Source organism: Pandoraea eparura (assembly GCF_902459725.1).
Taxonomy (GTDB): domain Bacteria; phylum Pseudomonadota; class Gammaproteobacteria; order Burkholderiales; family Burkholderiaceae; genus Pandoraea; species Pandoraea eparura.
Map to the genome: position 1 here is coordinate 74,684 of NZ_CABPSH010000015.1, position 16,634 is coordinate 91,317.

Here is a 16,634-nt window from a genome sequence, read left to right on the forward strand (position 1 = left end):
AATTCCCTTGTAGTTCAAAGCGTTTCGCGCGTCGTCATTCTCCCGGTTCGGGGTATTTTTTCAGCGAGTAGGCTAGTGTCACCCGTTCGCGGTCTTGCCGCCGAAGCGGGCGCCATTTTCTTGTGCCAACGGCCCTGGCGGTAGCGACTCCATTGCGGGCGCGACCACGACACAATTCCTGCCCTTCGCCTTTGCCGCATAAAGCGCCGCGTCGGCTCTCGCCATCACGGTGGCCAAGGTGTCGCCATCGCGGAACGCATCGACGCCCGCGCTCAACGTCGACGCCACATCCCGGCCGGAAACGCACGACCCCGAGGTCGCCACGACGTCGCGCAACCGGTCGATGAGGCGTCCCGCGTTCTCCTTGGTTTCCCCCGGCAGCAGCAACGCAAACTCTTCGCCGCCAATGCGCCCGACGATATCGGTCGTGCGCACCGCCCGAGCGATCAACGACGCCACGTGGGCAAGTGCAAGATCTCCCGCCGCGTGCCCATAACGGTCATTGATACTTTTGAAGTTATCGATGTCCAGAATCGCGATCGAAAACGTCGACTTCCTCTCGGCGCACTCCCTGGCGATGGCCTCCGCGCGCGTGATGAACGCCCGCCGTGCAAGCAGGCCTGTCAGGTCGTCAAACGTCGCCAGGCGCTCCATGCGGTCGGCCAGCCGGTCGTGCGCCAACAGCACCATGCCGACCGACAGACATGGCAACGTCAACGTCGCCATGCCGAGAAAAACGACGTTCAACGGTGTGGGCTGCAGAAAGGTCGCCTCGTGTGCCAAACCCAGTCCATATGCCACGGAACGAACGGCGTGCACGACGGCGCCGAGCATTGCCGCAATCGCGACAAAGTAATAAGCGTACTTGGGGCGCTCCTGCGGCCGGTACTTCAGCACCGCTGCGCCGATACTGAATCGGACGTAGGCGATGCTGCCCGAGATCATGGCGCTGCGCGCGTCGACATGGGGCGAGAGAAAGGTCCAGTAGATCAACATGACCAGGATCACGCCGAGCACGACATATTCCCAGGCATACGACGATCGGGCATTGAGGAATTGCCGGAAGCCATGCAAGCCGATGAGCGAGGCGACGACCAGCAAACTGCTTGACACCGCGACGATGACATCCGACGTCCCGGTCAGGAGCAGGGCAGCCACGACGGCCAGCATCGCACTCGCCACACACCACGGGCGCACTCCCGGGACTCGTGTGCCGAACAGCGACCCGAGAACGGCTACGCTCATGACGCAAGACAAGACTGCAATGCTGATAAAAACTGCCGAAATGGGCATGGCCGCGTGACTGAATAAGATGTTTCGCCTACTGCCGCACTTGCCAGACAATACGACCCCGTTCCCTCGGTCGACATCCCCACGTCGTGTCGTTTTGCCAGCGTCTCGGCTTGTTTTGACGTCAGCATAGCCGAATTCGACGAAGGAACCACAATCTCATTGATCGATGGCCGATGCCTGATGCGCTTGGCGTTGCACACCGAGACCGAATGACGCGGACAGCGGACATCGCGCGATTGCCGACGCCTGCCGTGCGCATCGCGCGCATTTTGCCTGCGAAAACGGTAAGCGTTCGCGAGACGGCGCTCGCATCATCGGAAAGTTTGATCTATGTCTAATTCCAGGCGCGACACAGGCGCCCCGCGCGAAGACGTCCGACGATAATGGACCCGTCATGTTCGCATGACCCTGTCTTCCCGGGCGTGTCATGGTGCCCCATGCGTCCCGGTTTTAAAACCCACCTCGCTCAGGTGGGTTTTTTTTCGCCGGTTCCCGGCATCCCTCTCGCGTTTGGAACGTCGCCTCTATGTCACCGATTGAATCCGAAGGTGCTAGGCTTTTTATCAGGGGAGGGCGTTTTCAAGACAACCGGAGTCCGTCATGAGCTACGTATCGCATGAGCAGGTCTACGAATATCGCGCGGGCTATCAGATTCGCGTGCGCGCCTTTCAAAACGAGTATGCCGGACCGTGGGACTATCAGGTCCAGGTCATCCGGCACGGCACGCCGGAGGGACCGGAGGTCCGATCCCCCGACGGCCATCGCGACAATCGCCTCGACGCCGAGATGGCCGGGCTCAAAGCCGGTGAGCGCATCGTCGACCAGTTGCTTGGCGACGCTTACGACTGACGTCTACGCGCGATGTCCGGGACCGATATCCACGACTGACGTCTACGAGTGATGTCCGCGACCGACGTCAATGACCGGCGTCTACGACGGGCGCTTACGACCGATGTCTACGACCCACGTCAAGGGTCGACGCCCACTCGCATCAGCCCTCGTCACGACGCCGCATCCGTGCCGGCACGCCGCCAGCGCGCGTCCGACGACACCGCGGCCAGGCCATCCTCGGCCAGCTTTTCCAGATGCGCCAGCAGCGAGCGTCGCGCCACGGCGTGGCGTGCCGCGGGCACGTCGGCATAAACCACCGGAACGAGCGTCTCGAGCGTTGCGGGCCCGATCTGCGCAAGCGCCTCGAGCGTGCGCGATTCACGCGCCAGCCGATGGGCAATGAGGCGCGCAATTCGTTGCGCCGGCCGATCCATCACAAAGCCGTGCCCCGGGGCGAGCCACTCGGGCGCGAGCGCCGCGAGCTTCTCCAGCGAGGCCAGATAAGTCGCCATATGCCCGTCCGGCGGGGTGATGACGACGGTCGAGCCCTGCATCACGTGGTCACCGGTGAAGACCACCCCCACGTCGTCGAGTCCGAAGCACAGGTGATTGGCCGCATGCCCCGGCGTATGAATGGCGCGCAAGCGTCGGCCGTCCGGCAACGTCACCGCATCGCCGTCCGTGAGCGATACGTCGGGTATAAACGTTGCGTCCTGCCCCTCCTCATGACGCGCGCGCATGCCGTAGGTCGTCGCCCCCGTTGACGCCTTCAGCCGTCGCGCCCCAGGCGAGTGATCGCGGTGCGTGTGCGTGACGAAGATTTGCCGGATGGGGCCGGGCGCCGCGCGCAGAATCGCCTCGACGTGCGCTGGGTCGTCCGGGCCGGGATCGATGACGGCCCAGGCATTGTCGGGCCCGCCACCGACGAGATAGGTGTTCGTGCCGGGGCCGGTCATCATGCCGGGATTCGGCGCAGTAAGACGCAACACGCCGGGCATCAGCGTCACGCAACGCCCAGGCTCGATGTCATAGCTGCCGGTGCCGCGTTCATGCGGATCGGTCAGCGTCAGTTCGGCCCATGCCGGCTCGTCAGGCGTGACGGGCCACCGCCCGCGTTTGCCGTGAGCCAGCCGAGGCTGAATGCGCGGTACCGACGTCAGCGCCCGGGCGGCCGCGAGGGCGGCATCGGTCGTCCCGCAATCGTCCAGCCATTGCAGCAGCTTGCGTGTGGGGGGCAACAGCCGCAGTTGATCGGCATGCTTGAGCGCATAGTCGGGGCGCATCCAGCGGTGTGCCGCCGTCTCGATCTGATCGACTTCCACCTGCTGGCCGTCGGGCAATATCGCCAGGAAGAACCGCGTATCGAAGCGCTTCGGCAGCCCGAGCGGCGTGACCCAATGGCTGAGGTAGTGCAAGCGATGCAATGTGAGTCTGGCGCCGAACGATCGGCACAACGACACGAGATCGATGTGTCCCTCATGGAGTGCATCGCGCTGCGCGCGCATGGCGACGAGGCGAGGCGCGTCGATCGGCATGCCCGAGAGATCCTCGGCAAACAACACGCCGGTCTCCTCGAAGCACTCGCGTATCGCAGCCACGTAGTAGTCGAGGCCGCGTTGCGGGAGGCACAGGCGCTGGCTGGCGGTTGCGTCGTCCAGTCCGTGGCAGGCGGCGTGGCCCAATGCGTCGGCGGCATCGGCAGCGTCGACGACACCGCCGGGGAAGACGTAGGCATCGGAGCTAGGGTCGTGGGCCCGCACGGCGCGTCGCAGCAACAAGACTTCCATGCCGCTGGCCCGCTCGCGCAGCGTGACGAGACTGGCGGCCATGCGCAGGCTGGACGGCGCACGGGGCACTTCAGGACGATCGGACATGAGACGTGCGCGCACCCGCTGCGCGAAGTCGGAAAGTCCTTAGTGTGCCATCGGATGGACGGCGCCGTATTGCGAGGCGAGCGGCGCCTGTGGGGCGGGCATGCGGGCGACGACGTCCTGCAGCCATTGCAGGGTCGCGTCCGGTTGCGTGACGGGTAGCATGTGTCCGCCGTCGACGAGCGTCAGGCGCACGCGTTCGCTGAGCGCCGGCATCGTCTCGCCATGCACCCGGCAATCGAGGATGCGGTCGTGGCGTCCGTAAAGCATGTCGACGGGCACGGTCAACGCCCCGTAACGGGCGGCGAGGCCCGGCATGTCGCGTTCGGCGGCGAGCACGTCGGCGCAGCCCGCTTCAAAGTTGCCGGGGCGATAGCCCAGCACGCCGCCGCCGCGAATGAGGAAGTCCTTTGGGGCGTCGTCCGGGCCGAACACATAGGCGAGCGTCGTGCGGCCCGTCATCATGCCGATGGGTACGGCGAGCGTGCGCGCGATCCAGCGCCGCCACCCCGCATGGCGAATCGCGAGCGACCGAAAGGGCGCCGGCACGTCGGACACGGGCTGCGTCAGCGGAGCGATCAGCGCGAGCGCCCCTACGCGCTGCGGATGGTCGAGCGCCAGCGCGAGCGATACCGCACCGCCCAGCGAGTGTCCCACCACCAGCGGTCGATCGAGCGCGAGCGTGTCGATCAGGCGGGCGACCACGTTCGCCTGCGACGCGAGCCCGCCGTCGCGCTGCGCGTCGCGCGTCGAGTAGCCGGACCCTGGGCGGTCAATCAGTACGATGCGGTGCGTGCGGGCCAACGTCGCCAACGGCAGATAGGCGAAGTTGCGCAACTGGCCGCAAAGCCCATGGATGAAGACGATGGCCGGGCCGCGACCGATATCGACGTAATGCAGACGCTCGCCATCGATGTCGAGATATTGACCCTCCGGGGGCACGGCCGCCTCGGCGCGGCGCGTGATTTGGCGTGTGAAGCGTCTCAGGACGAACACCACGGCGGCAATCGCGATGACGAGGCAACCCAGCAAGTAGGCGATGAGCATGGTGTCGAGTCAATCCACAGGCAAGTTCGGTCAGGCCGCATCGTACCAACGTACGGCACGCTTCGGCGATTGGGCGGCGCGCCACATGTCTCGCAACGTCGCCGGATGACGCGGATTATGGGGCCGCGGTGGCCACGGCACTCGACGCGTCGGCGTCGAGCGTTGCGGCGCCCGGCACGACCGGTCGCGTGGCGCGACGCTCGAAACGCATGGCGCCGTCGTCGACGCTGCCCCAGCGCATCAGACGCAGATCGCGCAGGTAATTCTGGTAGAACACCCACGGCTTGCGCCGTCCTTGCTTCGGCAACATGCCCGTGGCACGTTGAAGGTAGCCCGATGTGAGGCCGATGGCCGGCAACTCGCCGTGTTCGCCGTCGCGCAGGCGCGGCACGCATGTGTCGACCTCGTGGGCGTTCATATGGTTGATGAGACGGCAGACGTATTGCGCAATCAGCTCTGCCTTGAGTGTCCACGACGCGTTGGTGTAACCGAAGATCGACGCGAGATTGGGCACGTCGCTGTACATCATGCCTTTGTAGGCGACGGTGTCGCCAAGGTCCACGCATTTGCCGTCGACCCGCAGGCTCGCGCCGCCCATCAGTTGTACGCGCAGGCCGGTGGCGCTCACCACGATATCGGCGTCCAGTGTCTTGCCGCTCTTGAGTGCCAGGCCGCCCGGCGTGAACGACGCGATTTCGTCGGTCACGATGGCCGCGCGTCCGCCACGCAGCGCCTTGAAGATGTCGCCGTTCGGCGCGAGACACAGCCGTTGATCCCAAGGGGAATAGCGTGGCGTGAGATCACGCGCGACATCGACGTGGCCTTGCGCCTGTTGCGCCGCACGTCGGATCAGCACGCGACGAACGGCCTGCGGCCAGCGCCGCGCCGCCTGGTAGAAGCCGAGCGCAATCAGCACGTTCTTCAGGCGAATGACGCGATGCGCCGCACTCGCCGGCAGCCATGCGCGAAGCCGTTCGGCAACGCCATCGCGTTGCGGCATCGACAGGAGGTAGCTCGGCGAGCGCTGCAGCATCGTGACGTGCGCGGCCGTTGCCGCCAGACTCGGCAGCAAAGTCACCGCCGTGGCGCCGCTACCGATGACGACGACGCGCTTGTCGCGATAGTCGAGATCGGCTGGCCAATGCTGCGGGTGGACGACCGTGCCGGTGAAAGCGTCCATGCCCGGCCACGTCGGCGTGTGTCCGGCGTCGTAGGCGTAGTACCCGCTGCACATGAAGAGGAAGCGGCACGTGAGTGATTGCGTATCCCGATGCCCGTCGGCGTGCGTACGTTCAATGTCCAGTGTCCAGCGCGCAAGGCTCGACTCCCAGCGGGCGTCTCGCACCTTGTGGCCATAGCGGATCAACGTGTCCAGACCCTCCTCGCGGGCGGTGTCCTTGAGGTAGTCGAGGATCTCGCCGCCCTCGGCGATGGCCTTCTCGCTTGCCCAAGGGCGAAAGCTGAAGCCGAGCGTGAACATGTCCGAGTCGGAGCGCACGCCCGGATAGCGGAAGAGGTCCCATGTGCCGCCCAGCGTCTGACGCGCCTCGAGCATGACAAAGCGCGTACCCGGGCAGCGCTTGCGCAGATAATGCGCGGCGGCAATGCCGGAGAGCCCCGCGCCGACGACAATGACGTCGAGATCGGTGGCGGCGCTGGCGAGATCTGAGGTTGGCTCGGTGGCTGTCATGTTGGTCTGCATGGCTAGGATCTCTGGCCGTCGGTCATTGGGGCGTCGTGGAGCGCGCCGCCGCATGACGTTCGTTCGACGACGGTTTGCGCGACATGGCGGTGCGCCGGTAGAACCAGATGACCATCCCCTGGTAGCGCGCACCGAGCAGGCGGGCCAGCGTGTCGACGCGGCGCGCGTCGGGGCCCACCAGCACGCGTCGCGCATTGCGCTCGACGCCCGCAAGGATCTGCTGCGCGGCGGCGTCCGCACTCGTCACGTCGATGAGCCGGTTGGCGCGCTGCCGGTGCGTCTGCGCGTCCACGCCGGTGAGCTCGGCAATGCTGTCATCGATGCGCGAGGCCTGCACGATTTGGGTTGCTACGCCGCCCGGATGCACGCACGTGCATGACACTGGCGAGCCCGACAGATCGAGTTCCATCCGCAGCGCTTCGGTAAAACCGCGCACGGCAAACTTGCTGGCGTTGTAGGCGGATTGCGTTGGCATGGCAATGAGGCCGAACAGGCTCGACGTATTGACGACATGACCGTCGCCGGACGCGGTGAGGTAGGGCAGGAAGGCCTGTGTGCCATGCACGACGCCCCAGAAGTTGATGTCCATCAGCCAGGTAAAGTCTTCATGGCGCGCGGTCGCGACCGGCACCGAGAGCGAGACCCCGGCATTGTTGAAGACGAGATTGACCTTGCCGTGTGCGGCGGCCGTCTCGCGCGCCCAGTCGAAGACGGCGTCGCGCTCAGCCACGTCGAGCCGGTGCGACGTGACGCGCACGCCAAACGCACGGCAGGCGTTGGCGGTATGCGTCACGCTGGCTTCGTCGACATCGGACAACGCGAGATGCGCCCCCCGACGCGCCAGTTCGAGCGCCAGCGAACGTCCCATGCCGGAACCTGCGCCGGTAATGGCCGCCACCTTGTCCGTGAACGTCTTCATGGTGCTGTCTCCCATTGGGGCCGCGTCGATACGCCGGTTGGCTACGGCGATCGCGTTGCCTATAATTTGGTGATACGTGTCACCACTTTAATTTTCCGTCCCAGTGATGTCAAATAGCGAAATGGAACAAGGACTCGAATCGAGGGACGCCGCATCGCTGGCATCGGCCTCTGCATTGACAGCGACACCGACAGCGACACCGACACCGACAGCGACACCGACAGCGACAGCGACAGCGACAGCGACAGCGACAGCGACAGCGACAGCGACAGCGACAGCGACAGCGACATCGACGTCGACGTCGGCAGCGGCAGCGGCAGCGGACGAGGCCCGGCCCGGCGCCGCGCCCGGGCGGCGCTATGGCGGCGTGGGGCAGGCCCAGCGAGAGCAGGCGCGCCGCGCCGCCCTCATCAACGCGGCCACGGAAGTCTTCGGCACGGTGGGTTTTCGCCGAGCCACGGTGCGTTCGGTCTGTCGACTGGCCAGGCTCAACGACCGGTACTTCTATGCGGCGTTCGAGAACCTGGAGCGTCTATTACGTGCGACGTATGCGCACCATGCGCAAGCGCTGCTCGAGCAACTGCAAACGGCCATTGCCGAGAGCACGCCAACCCTCGACGCCCGACTCGATGCCGGGCTGCACACCTTCTTTGCATTCCTGCGCCATCCGTGCGCGGCGCGTGTCCTGTTGCTAGAAGTGATGGGCGTGAGTCCCGAGACCGACCTGACTTATCAGCGCTACATCTTCGAGTTCTCGAAAGTGATCCTTGGCATGGCCGACGTGCCGCCGCTCCACAGTGAGGAGGCGCACGCGCAGGCGCGAATCGTCGGCCTGGCGCTTGTCGGCGCGATGACCAACGCCGGTACTGCCTGGGTACTGACGGGCTATCAGGACACCGAGGCATGCATGGTTGCGAGCTGTCGTCGCGTGCTGCGTGGCGCGCTGGTCTGATGTCGCGTTGCCGACCATGCTCGTTACAATACGGTTTTCGCGTACGGCGCCAAAGGGCGTCGACGCGCCCTGATTTCTCACTCTCCAAAGGTCACCCATGACCACTATCGGAACACCGCTGTCGCCGAGCGCGACGAAGGTCATGCTGTTGGGCGCCGGCGAACTCGGCCGTGAAGTGCTGATCGCATTGCAACGTCTTGGCGTCGAGACGATTGCCGTCGATCGCTATGAGAACGCGCCAGGCCAGCAGGTCGCGCATCACGCGCGCACCATCGCCATGACCGATCCTGAGCAGCTCAAGGCGTTGATCGAAGCCGAAAAGCCGGATCTCGTCGTGCCGGAAATCGAAGCCATCGCCACGCCGATGCTCGAAGCGCTGGAAGCCGATGGTGTGGTCCGCGTGATTCCCACGGCCCGTGCCGCGCGCCTGACAATGGATCGCGAAGGCATTCGTCGTCTCGCCGCCGAGACGCTCGGTTTGCCGACGAGCCCGTATCAATTCTGCGATTCGCTGGCGCAGCTGCAAGCCGCCATCGATGGCGGAATTGGCTACCCTTGCATCGTCAAGCCGGTCATGAGCAGTTCGGGCAAGGGGCAGAGCAAGATCGACGGCCCCGACGACGTGAAAGCCGCGTGGGACTACGCCATGGCCGGCGGCCGCGTGAGTCACGGCCGCATCATCGTCGAAGGCTTCATCGATTTCGATTACGAAATCACGCTGTTGACCGTGCGCGCGCGTGGTGCCGATGGTCAGATCGAAACGCACTTCTGCGCACCGATCGGCCACAAGCAGGTGAGCGGCGATTATGTCGAGAGCTGGCAACCGCATCCGATGTCGCCGGTGGCGCTCGAGCGTGCGCGTCTGGTGGCGCGCGAGGTGACGAACAACCTCGGCGGGCAGGGCATCTTCGGCGTCGAGCTGTTCGTGAAAGGCGACGACGTGTGGTTCAGCGAAGTCAGTCCGCGTCCGCACGATACCGGCATGGTCACGATGATTACTCAATGGCAGAACGAGTTCGAGCTGCATGCCCGGGCGATTCTCGGCCTGCCGGTGAATACCACGCTCAAGACACCGGGGGCGAGCGCGGTCATCTACGGCGGCGTAGATGCGAAGGGTATCGTGTTCGATGGCGTCGACCAGGCGCTTCAGGTGCCGCAAACGGATATCCGCCTGTTCGGCAAGCCGGAGAGTTTCGAGAAGCGTCGCATGGGGGTCGCGTTGGCGTACGACAACGATCTTGACGTGGCCCGTCGCCATGCGCTCGAAGCGGCAAGCCGCGTGAAGCCTCGCGCGGTCTGATTGCCCGGCACTGACGCGCAATGCGCGTCAGGCTGGCGACTGAAGCCGGCAATCGAAGTCGGCAACCGAAGTCGGCAACCGAAGTCGGCAATCGAAGCCGGCAATCGAAGTCGGCAATCGAAGTCGGCAATCGAAGTCGGCAATCGAAGTCGGCAACCGAAGCACGCAACCGAAGCACGCAACCGAAGCACGCAACCGAAGCCTGTGCCCCAAACGAAAAAACCCCGCGAGCGCGGGGTTTTCAGTTCGGGCGGGCTTGGTAGCCCGGCCCGAGGCGCGTCGATCGCGTGAGCGATCAGCAGCGAGACATCTGTCGCTTACAGCGGCTGGATGTTGCTGGCTTGACGGCCCTTCGGTCCCATCTTCACTTCGAAGCTGACCTTCTGGTTTTCTTGCAACGACTTGAAGCCCTTCGACTGGATTTCCGAGAAGTGAGCGAAGAGATCTTCACCACCTTCGTCCGGCGTAATAAAACCAAAACCCTTGGCGTCGTTGAACCACTTGACGGTACCAGTTGCCATTTCTTAAATCCTTAAAGTTTTCAAATGAGCGAGCCAGAAGCTCAGCGAGCGCATGACATTAAAGCTGATCAGGTACAACCGAGGTGACGCTAGGGCGACATTAGATGAACACAAGACTCGCCATACAACGTTCATGCACCCGTTTTTTTACGGGAAAGGTGGGAAGGTGTCAAGCAGGGAAACATTGGGTTTGTTGATCTACGCCAGTTTTCGATGATCTTTCGCTGCGTTGCGACATTCATGCGCCTCTACCGGACGACCGGTCTCGCGATATTGCAACGTCATTCCCAGAAAGTGTGGCGGCCGAATCGCGCTCCCGCACGCTCGCGATTCGGTGTCGAAAAAACAGCGTCGAGCGCAGCATCCGAGCGAGTGTCGTGTGGCGTGGGCGCAACGCGAACGCCGACGTGCTCGTGTGTCATTGTCGCGTCACTGATGGGCGGCTGCACGCGGGTTGGGCCGTGGTGCGTTCTGCCGCTATGGACTCGTCGCCGTGTGTGGGGCGCGGCGGTTGGCGCGATGCTCCCCGAGCGAGCTTCGCGCAGGCAGGATGCGTTTTTCGCGCGTGGACGCTTGCCGCGCGAGGACGCCGTCACGGGCGTGGTCGGCGATTTTTCACTGTTGCAGTGCGGTGAAGTGTCATCGCAGTCGACGCGCAATCATGACTTGTCGAGACGGCCGGCCGAACGCCCGGCCGACGTTCTGTACCGCAGCGCATATTTTGGTGCGCTGCCGCATACGTTGGGTGTGAACTTGGTATTTTCCCTAGTGCGTTGGAAGATCGCGTTGCGATTCGATTCACGGCTGGCAAAATTCAGTTCTGCTACCCTTCAATTCGATGGAGATGTGCCGTTAACGGCTCATGATGGTCTTGTAGCAGGCGACATCACGACTTCACCACGGGCTATCGGCGAACGCGTTCGACGCGGACGTTCCGGCCCGAGACTTTTCCCTCGGCGCGCAGTGCGGGCGCGATGCCGGGGCGCCACGGCACGATGCCGGGCAATCACGCTAGGCGGCCGCGAAGTGCCGCGTGTCTTTCGAGACCTTACGTGGCAACCAACCAGGCACCGACGCTTGACTCCCTGCAATCGCTGCTGGCGACGGTCCAGCGCAATGAGCGCTCGCTCAAGCGTTTTCAGGACATCGAGTTGGCGCTCATGGGTGCCCCGGACTTCGGCCAGTTTCTGGAAGTGGTGCTCAACCGCTTGCGTCACGATTTCGACCTGTCGGGCGTGCGCCTGATGCTCTCCGAGGTCGACGATACCCTGCGCGATCTCATCGACACGGCCGAAGGCATCCGCGCGCTCGACGCCGGCCTGTGCATTGCACAGGATGCCGGCACGTTCTCGGCGGTTTGCGGCGACGGCCAGCTTTGGATCGGCGCGCCGCGAGAGCGCCACGCGCCACTCTTCGGGGCGCGCCCGCCGGCCAGCGCCGTGGTGATGCCGCTCGCGCGCAATGGGCGTTATCTCGGCGTGATTTCGCTGGGCAGTCGCGACGCGCGCCGCTTCGCCCCGGAGATGGCCACCGATTTCATCGAACGTTTCGGCGCGGTCGTCGCGGTGTGTCTCGAGAACATGTGGAATCGCGAGCGTCTGAAGCGCATTGGCCTGACCGATCCGCTCACGGGCTTGTCGAACCGCCGCTATTTCGATCAGCGCCTGCGTGAAGAGGTGATTCGGGGCGCGCGATACGGGGCGCCGCTCGCGTGCCTGCTCATCGACATCGATCATTTCAAGCGTGTCAACGACAGTCATGGCCACGCCACCGGTGACCGGGCCTTGCGGGCAGCCAGCGCGTGCATGCGCGCACAACTGCGGGTGACGGACACCCTTGCGCGTTATGGCGGGGAAGAGTTTGCCGCGTTGCTCGTGCAGACGGAGCAGAACTGGGCGGGCACGGTCGCCGAGCGTGTGCGCCGCGCCGTGGCGCGGCTGGAAGTGCCCGATGACGATGGCGCGCACGTGCCGCTCACGATTTCCATCGGGCTGGCAAGTGTGGATCCACGCGACGTCGATGACCGCGACACCCTGCCGATGCGTCTGCTCGGCGCCGCCGATGCCGCGCTTTACGAGGCGAAGCGCGGCGGACGCGATCGCGTGGTCGTGGCGTCGGCGGCGAGCCTGCGCTGACGCGCTGGGCGTGAGGGCGTCCGCCGACGGCGGCGAGCGCGTCTCAGGGCGCCTCCCAATCCCTGATATGCCTAATGCCCGCTGAACCAGCCGATCAGCAGCGACACCGTCACTACCGACAGCACCGTCGACATCAGAATCGCGCGCGATGCGACGGCGGCTTCGCGTCCATACAATTGCGCGAGCATGAACGGACCGGTGCCGATGGGCAGGGCCGAGAGCAGTAGGGCGCTGTGTGCCCAGATCGCCGGAAGGTCGAAGACGCGAAACGCCAGGAACGCTGTGATCGCCGGTTGAAACACCAGCTTGAGTCCGACGAGACGTCCCACCGCGCGCGCCATGCGCGGCTCGCCTGCCGCGCCCGAGCGCTGCGCGAGAAACATGCCGATCGCCACGAGTGCACATGGGCTCGCGGCGCCGCCGAGCAGCGTCGTGAAGTGCAGCACGGGCGAGGGGAGTGCGATACCGGCGGCCGCGAACGCCATGCCGACGAACGGTGAGACGACAAGCGGATTGCGCACGAGCGCCTGGGCCACGAAGCGCGCCGTGCGACGCCAGCTCGGCGTGGCTTGCAGATCCGTCTCGATGATAGCGATGGAGATGGCGAAGAGCACGGTGGCGGTGAGCAGCATTGCCACGACGACCGCCGGAACGCTGGCCGGACCGAACGCCACGAGGCACAGCGGCAGCCCCATGAAGCCGGCGTTCGGATAAGCGGCACCCATGCCTTCGATGCTCGCGTCGGCCAGCCGTCCGCGCACAGTGCGATCGAGCAGGAACGACAGCGCGAAGGTCGCCGCCATGCCGCCGCCGAACGCCCCCAGAAAGCCCGGATTGACCAACTGCGCCCACGTAATCTGGGCCATCGACTGGAACAGCACGGCGGGCAGGGCGAGGTAGACGACGAAGCGATTGAGGGCGTCGAGAGCGGCGTCACCGAGCCACGCCCGACGGGCGCAGAGATAGCCCACGAAGATCAGCCCGAAGACGGGCAAGGCGGCGGAGATGACGGCTTGCATCGTCAGTTGGCCCCCGTCAGTCGGGCGAGCCACTCGCGCCGCGACTGGCCGCCGTCGACTTCGGTGTGTTCGCGGGCGGCGGCTTCGGCGCCGCTGGCGTCGCCCGCCGCGATGCGCGCGACGATCTCCGCGTGCTCATGCCAGACGACTTCCTGCCTCGGCATCGCGCCGAGCGTTGCCGCCATTGCCCGCATGATGTGTGGCCATTGCGGTGCCACTGTCTGCGCGATCAGCGGATTGCCTGAGGCGTCGTGCAGCGCCGAGTGGAACGCGACCTCCACGCGGACTTGACGCGCCACCGGCGTGCCTCGCGTCATCGCCATCCCGGCGGCGACGGCGTCTTGCAGGCGGCGCAATTCCGCGTCGGTCAACGTGCCCTGCGCCATGCGCGTGGCCGCCAACCGGGCGGCGAGGCCATCCAGCGCGGTGCGTACCTGGTAGAGCTGGCGCAGGTGGTCGGCGTCGATGGGTGTGACCTCCAGCCCTTGGCGCCCGCTGTCGCAGACCAGGCCGTCGCGCTTGAGCAACTGCAACGCATGGCTGACGGGCTGACGCGACACGCCCAGCGAATCGGCCAGCTCGGCCTGCCGGATACGTTCACCCGGCGCCAGCGTGAGATCGGCGATGGCGTCGCGCAGACGCGAATACACCAGATCGATCAGTACCGGCGTGCTGGTCAGTGGCCCAAGGGGTGCAAGCGCCGCGTGGGGGGCGGACGACGGATCGGACGCCGGGAAGTCGGCGCTGGCAGCGGGGTTGGACATGGAATTCCGGCGCTCGCCGGTATCGGTGATATCTGGAATTCCGAATTCTACGCTTGAGGGCGAACGTCCGGGGACGTTTTTCCGATCACCGGTTAACGCGTGCTGGGGCGAGGAATAAGCGGAAGAGGACGGGCATGCGGCGGTCGCGGGGCGGGAAGGGGCGAGCGAGGATCCGGTGAAACCGTTAAGCGGCGACGCCGAGAGGGAGCGGCGAAAGACGTGAGGGGTGTCAGTCGCTCGGATCGAGTTCGGGCGGTGAGACTGAGGTAACGCGGGCGGGTGTCTGGAGCAGGGCTTGCATGGTGGTGCGGGTGCGCTGCAGACGTCGTGCGAGCGCCCAGGCGTCGGCTTCGCGTTCGAACAAGCCGACGATCAGATGCGGTTCCGCGGCGAAGCCGTCGGAGAACAGGCCGATATTTTTGGCGATCATCTCGCTCGTGCGTTCGACCGAGACGGTGTACTGACGCGGCGAGCGGTACTGATTGATGACCACGGCGAAGGCGCGGGAGAACGCGTCGGACATGCGGAAACCTCCTCTGTCGGCGGAGCGCGGCGTCCCGGGTGTCGAGCGCGAGAGACTTGGCGCAAAGTGTTGCACTTCCGGTGATTGTAGGCGATGGCGGTGTGCGCGTCGGGAGAAAACGATGCCGATGCGAACGCGGAGTTGCGGACATTGGCGTCGGCACAAAAAAAGAGCCGCCGAGCGGGTCGGCGGCGCAACAGAGAGGGTGACAGCGCAACCGAAGTTGCCACAAATCAGCATAAGTGGCCGCGATGACAGCGGCATGACCGGCCTCGCAGGGACATAGACGACGGGACACAGACGACGGGACACAGACGGGATACGGACGAGATACGAGCGAGATACGAGCGAGATACGAGCGGGGGGAGGCGGGAGGCGGCAAGGCCGACGGGCTGACGGATCGATAGGAAAAACGTCCCGCGTCGCAATCCGCCGCCGGATTGCGAATTGCCCGCTTGGGGCGTGCGGTGGTTACACCAATACGGGCAACGCTTCCATGACCAGCAGCGCGACGAGGGCGCCGACCACGGCACCGACAGCGCGCAGACTGTAGCGCGTGGCACGTGTGGTGACGGGAATGCCGCCAACGAGCAATGCACCGGCCACGGCCATCGGCAGGAACAGGGTCAGGTCGTAAAGGTTGAAGTGAAGTACGGGCATCGTTCTTGTCTCCTCACCTGAATTTCCCTTCCACTATAGGACGGTTGCGGAGGATGCCCAAGTTTGGTGCGATGCAGCATGTTGCTACGGTGACAACGACGCCCTTGCTGCGTCAGTCGTCCTGGCGCACGGCGTGCATCTTGCGGCGTGCGTTCCACATCGCCATGTCCTTGCGCGTGCGTACGCGGTCGCTGACGATGACGCTCGCGGGTTGCGCGCGGGCGGCGGAAATACCTACGTCATCGGCTTCGCTGCGCGCCTGTACCATCATGACGAGCGTAAATAGCGAGGCGGCAAGCGCCAGCAGGATCAGCTTCATAGGGGCCCCGGTAACTCTCTGATGATCTGGTCGGTGTCATTGCATCGTCGTCCTTGTCCTGACCGGTCCTTGAATGGCGACCGTGCCGGCGGTGATGGCGCGATGCTTCTTGGTGTACTGCTGATGGACTACGTTACTGCGATTGCCCGGCGGGACGGGGCTCGGTGCGCCTGACGCGGCCTGATCGCCCTTCGCGTATCACATGGCGCGAGGCATCATAATCGGCAAATGTGACAAATCTCCCGGCGGCGCGGATCTCGCGTCGAGCGCGGCGCAACAGATCACTGCATGTCACCCACGTCCTTTATCGTATAGCGACGTGCGCGGCGAAAAGTTTAGAAATCGTGACAATTTTTTTAAATGGGCGAGGAAAGCCGGATGCTACTGAATACGGGGGAACGTCGGTTCTTCTTCATTGCAACACGCTGCGTCATTCGCGGTGTTGCGCTTGAAACTGGAGGCTAAGCCCCCCCTCAGGCCCGTTAGCAGAATAATGCACACCGGTCTATTTCCTGGGCGTTTAGTAGGCCATTGAATCGCTTTCATGCAACGCTCGATGTCAGCGTTAATTAATGCGGGAAAATGGTGTTTTTCTGACGTCAAACTTCTCAAATGCAGGCATCGAGAGTCGCAACGTCGTTCAATTTCTCCCATCTTTCGGCGTCAGGCCAACTCTCGCGTAGTCCAGGCGTTCCCGTGCGACCTTCCCGACACCGCGCCCATATGACGAGCAGATCCACGAGCGTTGATATTTTGTTGCCTCGCCCCGTATGCCCGC

Annotated in this window: 16 protein-coding genes; 4 read left to right on the forward strand and 12 right to left on the reverse strand. The window is 64.6% G+C overall.

What is annotated here, in order from left to right; translation table 11 throughout:
- Window positions 1-78: 78 nt before the first annotated feature.
- Window positions 79-1,245, reverse strand: a complete 1,167-nt coding sequence (locus tag PEP31012_RS21455) for a GGDEF domain-containing protein (RefSeq protein ID WP_246171419.1) — start codon at window positions 1,243-1,245, stop codon at window positions 79-81.
- Between the two features lie 648 nt (window positions 1,246-1,893).
- On the opposite strand from PEP31012_RS21455, the gene PEP31012_RS21460 reads away from it, so the two are divergent.
- Window positions 1,894-2,142, forward strand: a complete 249-nt coding sequence (locus tag PEP31012_RS21460; protein WP_150591291.1) for a hypothetical protein — start codon at window positions 1,894-1,896, stop codon at window positions 2,140-2,142.
- A 152-nt stretch (window positions 2,143-2,294) separates the two neighbouring features.
- On the opposite strand, the gene PEP31012_RS21465 is transcribed toward PEP31012_RS21460, so the two are convergent.
- The 5 genes from PEP31012_RS21465 to PEP31012_RS23765 form a co-directional block, all read right to left on the reverse strand.
- A complete protein-coding gene (locus PEP31012_RS21465; RefSeq protein ID WP_150591292.1) occupies window positions 2,295-3,998 on the reverse strand; it encodes an MBL fold metallo-hydrolase in 1,704 nt (567 codons plus the stop codon).
- 39 nt (window positions 3,999-4,037) lie between these two features.
- Complete coding sequence (locus PEP31012_RS21470) at window positions 4,038-5,042, reverse strand: alpha/beta fold hydrolase (RefSeq protein ID WP_150591293.1); 1,005 nt, start codon at window positions 5,040-5,042, stop codon at window positions 4,038-4,040.
- Between the two features lie 115 nt (window positions 5,043-5,157).
- Window positions 5,158-6,732: a flavin-containing monooxygenase gene (locus tag PEP31012_RS21475; RefSeq protein ID WP_174978352.1), complete on the reverse strand. Its 1,575-nt coding sequence runs from the start codon at window positions 6,730-6,732 to the stop codon at window positions 5,158-5,160.
- 34 nt (window positions 6,733-6,766) lie between these two features.
- Window positions 6,767-7,663, reverse strand: coding sequence for an SDR family NAD(P)-dependent oxidoreductase (locus PEP31012_RS21480; RefSeq protein WP_150591295.1), 897 nt, complete (start codon window positions 7,661-7,663; stop codon window positions 6,767-6,769).
- 59 nt (window positions 7,664-7,722) lie between these two features.
- Window positions 7,723-7,953 carry a hypothetical protein gene (locus tag PEP31012_RS23765; protein ID WP_174978353.1) on the reverse strand — a complete coding sequence of 77 codons (231 nt, stop codon included), beginning with the start codon at window positions 7,951-7,953 and terminating at the stop codon, window positions 7,723-7,725.
- Between the two features lie 77 nt (window positions 7,954-8,030).
- Here PEP31012_RS23765 and PEP31012_RS21490 point away from each other — a divergent pair, with 77 nt between their 5' ends.
- Together PEP31012_RS21490 and purT are read left to right on the forward strand one after the other, a co-directional pair.
- Window positions 8,031-8,615, forward strand: a complete 585-nt coding sequence (locus PEP31012_RS21490) for a TetR/AcrR family transcriptional regulator (protein ID WP_150591296.1) — start codon at window positions 8,031-8,033, stop codon at window positions 8,613-8,615.
- A gap of 97 nt (window positions 8,616-8,712) precedes the next feature.
- Window positions 8,713-9,915: a formate-dependent phosphoribosylglycinamide formyltransferase gene (gene purT / locus PEP31012_RS21495; protein ID WP_150591297.1), complete on the forward strand. Its 1,203-nt coding sequence runs from the start codon at window positions 8,713-8,715 to the stop codon at window positions 9,913-9,915.
- A gap of 317 nt (window positions 9,916-10,232) precedes the next feature.
- Here purT and PEP31012_RS21500 read toward each other — a convergent pair whose 3' ends face one another.
- Window positions 10,233-10,436 (reverse strand): cold-shock protein, encoded by a 204-nt coding sequence (locus PEP31012_RS21500; protein ID WP_010807210.1) that lies wholly within the window; start codon window positions 10,434-10,436, stop codon window positions 10,233-10,235.
- Window positions 10,437-11,488: 1,052 nt separating this feature from the next.
- Here PEP31012_RS21500 and PEP31012_RS21505 point away from each other — a divergent pair.
- Window positions 11,489-12,571, forward strand: coding sequence for a GGDEF domain-containing protein (locus PEP31012_RS21505; protein WP_246171420.1), 1,083 nt, complete (start codon window positions 11,489-11,491; stop codon window positions 12,569-12,571).
- 71 nt (window positions 12,572-12,642) lie between these two features.
- On the opposite strand, the gene PEP31012_RS21510 is transcribed toward PEP31012_RS21505, so the two are convergent.
- From PEP31012_RS21510 to PEP31012_RS21530, 5 genes are all read right to left on the reverse strand, one after another.
- Window positions 12,643-13,590, reverse strand: a complete 948-nt coding sequence (locus PEP31012_RS21510) for an AEC family transporter (protein WP_150591298.1) — start codon at window positions 13,588-13,590, stop codon at window positions 12,643-12,645.
- A 2-nt stretch (window positions 13,591-13,592) separates the two neighbouring features.
- A complete protein-coding gene (locus tag PEP31012_RS21515; RefSeq protein WP_150591299.1) occupies window positions 13,593-14,354 on the reverse strand; it encodes a GntR family transcriptional regulator in 762 nt (253 codons plus the stop codon).
- Window positions 14,355-14,583: 229 nt separating this feature from the next.
- Window positions 14,584-14,877, reverse strand: a complete 294-nt coding sequence (locus PEP31012_RS21520) for a hypothetical protein (RefSeq protein ID WP_150591300.1) — start codon at window positions 14,875-14,877, stop codon at window positions 14,584-14,586.
- 471 nt (window positions 14,878-15,348) lie between these two features.
- Window positions 15,349-15,537, reverse strand: a complete 189-nt coding sequence (locus PEP31012_RS21525) for a hypothetical protein (protein WP_130025690.1) — start codon at window positions 15,535-15,537, stop codon at window positions 15,349-15,351.
- Between the two features lie 112 nt (window positions 15,538-15,649).
- Window positions 15,650-15,856, reverse strand: coding sequence for a hypothetical protein (locus PEP31012_RS21530; RefSeq protein ID WP_150591301.1), 207 nt, complete (start codon window positions 15,854-15,856; stop codon window positions 15,650-15,652).
- Between the last annotated feature and the right edge of the window lie 778 nt (window positions 15,857-16,634).